The sequence below is a fragment of the Pseudomonas sp. FW305-25 genome, from assembly GCF_017351415.1.
In the GTDB taxonomy this organism is placed as follows: Bacteria; Pseudomonadota; Gammaproteobacteria; order Pseudomonadales; family Pseudomonadaceae; genus Aquipseudomonas; species Aquipseudomonas chlororaphis.
The window spans coordinates 1-2,533 of sequence record NZ_JACNDE010000074.1; the positions used below are offsets into that span (position 1 = coordinate 1).

Annotated in this window: 3 protein-coding genes and 1 pseudogene; all 4 read left to right on the plus strand. The window is 49.6% G+C overall.

Annotation, left to right across the window (positions count from 1 at the left end; translation table 11 throughout):
* On the plus strand, positions 1 to 940 hold a 940-nt coding region (locus tag J4E58_RS32095; protein WP_259331455.1), incomplete at its 5' end, for an RHS repeat domain-containing protein.
* 1 nt (position 941) lies between these two features.
* Positions 942 to 1,358, plus strand: coding sequence for a hypothetical protein (locus tag J4E58_RS31700; protein WP_087092977.1), 417 nt, complete (start codon positions 942 to 944; stop codon positions 1,356 to 1,358).
* Between the two features lie 551 nt (positions 1,359 to 1,909).
* Positions 1,910 to 2,185: a hypothetical protein gene (locus tag J4E58_RS31705; protein ID WP_087092981.1), complete on the plus strand. Its 276-nt coding sequence runs from the start codon at positions 1,910 to 1,912 to the stop codon at positions 2,183 to 2,185.
* A 63-nt stretch (positions 2,186 to 2,248) separates the two neighbouring features.
* Positions 2,249 to 2,533: pseudogene (locus J4E58_RS31710) on the plus strand (hypothetical protein); the annotation flags it as partial.

A 2,533-nucleotide genomic window follows, 5' to 3' on the forward strand; every position in this document is an offset into this window, starting at 1 on the left:
CGGCACCTTCCGCCCCTTGGCCATGCTCGATGGCGAAGGCCCGGTGCAGGCCACGCCGTTCTATTACCAACTCGACCACCTCGGCACCCCGCAGGAACTGACTGCCTACAGTGGCGAGATCATGTGGTCAGCCAAGTACCGGGCGTACGGGAACCTGGCAGCGCTGGACGTTTCGGAAATCGACAACCCGCTGCGTTTTCAGGGGCAGTATTTCGATACGGAAACCGGGCTGCACTACAACCGCCATCGCTATTACAATCCGAGCTCGGGGCGGTTTTTGACGCCGGACCCGATCAAGCTGGCCGGGGGGTTGAACAACTACCAATACGTGCCTAACCCTACGGGGTGGGTGGATCCGTTGGGGTTGAATGGGTGCCTGGGCCAGGATGGAGGTAAAGCAAGCCCTCCCGCAAATCCCGAGGCTAAGGCAACAGTGGATGAAGGGAGTCCAAAAGCTCCTGGCCCTCAAATGACGTCGCAGCAACGTCAAGCTCGAATTGAGGAACTGTCTGAAGCAAACGCGAAACGCCGTGTTCAGGAATTTGAAGCTAAATATGATATGCACACCATTGGAAAGCACGGACCAGACATCCCCGATGCAACCATGAAACAAAGAGCGATTGATGGCAGCGACCCAATAACGGGTAGAAGAGGCAAAAGAAACTCAAGCTCTCAATTTAATAGCTGGAAATTGCAGATGCATGCAATCAACGAAGCCACTACCCGAGTAGATCGTGGTTTGCCTGCACATACGGGCTTCGATGGAAATGACAACCCTGTTGTCAGAATCGAACAGCCCGGATCAGGCAAAGGGTACAAGCCAAACAAGCGAGATGCGCAGAATCCAATTCGGGTAGACCCAATGAATGGTGCCGAAATCAAGTTTGATGTGGACGATCCGACTCGCCCCTATACTGCATTCCCAGTGAAGGAGAGATAACTTGTTAAAACACCCTTTCTCAGACGTACCATATGAGCCTCGCCTATCAGCTCTTCTTAGAGGAATAGAGATCTACGATCGCGAGCATACTCTTGGTGAGGAGTTACAGAAATACGATCCAAACAATGCTGAAGACAGAGAGAAAATCATCAACCTCTACATACTTCCAGCTTTAAATTATCTTTCATACAGACACAAATTCGTCCTAATTAAAAAACTAGAAAACGAACTAATTAAAAGAGAAACAGATTTCAATCTGCTATTTGAAAGCGACTACGACGACCCTAGAACTATCGCATGGGACGAAACCGAGATAAAAGACGCATATGGTTTTTTTGAAGAAATACTCAAATACTCGAAAGAAAAATGGCATAACGATCTTATTAAAGCCGCATCAGAAGGTCAGTCCGAATGGTAGGCAGTAGATTAAAAAACGAAAGACAATAGTTTATACTAAATCCTAAACAAGGTAGATAAAAACTCCACCCCGAAGTGGATTAGTGTGGTGTGCTTCGAATTTATTGGTCAAATCCGCTTGAGCGGGCAAAAATGAAACATGCAAAAACTCAAGAAAAAATTGGCATGACCTCTAAAGAGAGCCCACCGACAAAGCCTCAACTAAAAACAATACTCAAATTCATCTTAAGCGAAAAATTAATATAAAGTATTCAGAGATTTTTCCTACAAAACGAATCGACTTCTGCCAGCTTGTATAGACCCATTCCAATAGATAGGATCTTCAGGTCGCTGCAAAATCAGTGACAAGGGTGTGGAAGCCTTTGAGATCCAATTAAAAGAACCTCCATTGAGCATATTTTTTACATGCTATTAAATTATGGCGGTTGTACACGGGGCACTTTCGAGTGCGCCGGGTTCCTGGATCCTCGGTCTTCCACACCCGCGTACAACTGCCACCCCTCATGTGGAAGTGATGCAGGCAGTTTCTGAAACTGACCCAGGAGATCATCTATGTCTCGCTATATGCCCATCACAGGAATCGACAACAACTTCTCTTCGCTACTGATCGACACACAGGCACCTATAGATGTGTTGCACGATACTGCTGCTTATCGCATCCGATGTGTAACCCGGTTACTCGAAACTATTTCTCTGACCGAAAACTTCAACAACGACCCGCTACTGCTACAAGATTTGTCGCGAGTGATCGTCATTCCACTCCGCGACGGCTGCGACCTGATGGATGTCATCGGTCGCAGATTGCAAGATCAGGTTTTGAACGCTTAAACCCGTTCTTTAAAAATCAGCGATGTTCTATCAGCGCAGCGTGACGAACTGCGCTGATCTTCCGACGGCGGCCAGCGCAAGTACCGCTACGACGCCCTGGGCCGGCAGATCACCCGCCAGGACGAAAGCGGCGCCATCACCCAGTACCAATGGGACGCCGCCAACCGCCTGGTGCAGATCTCCCTGCCCGGCGGCGCGACCCGCGCCTTCAGCTACAACGCCTACGGCAAAGTCACCGCCGAGCGTGACGAACTGGGGCGCGTCACCCGCTACGAATACGCCGACAACCTGCACCTGGTCAGCCGTCGCATCAATCCGGACGGCAGCCAGCTGCACTATCGCTACGAA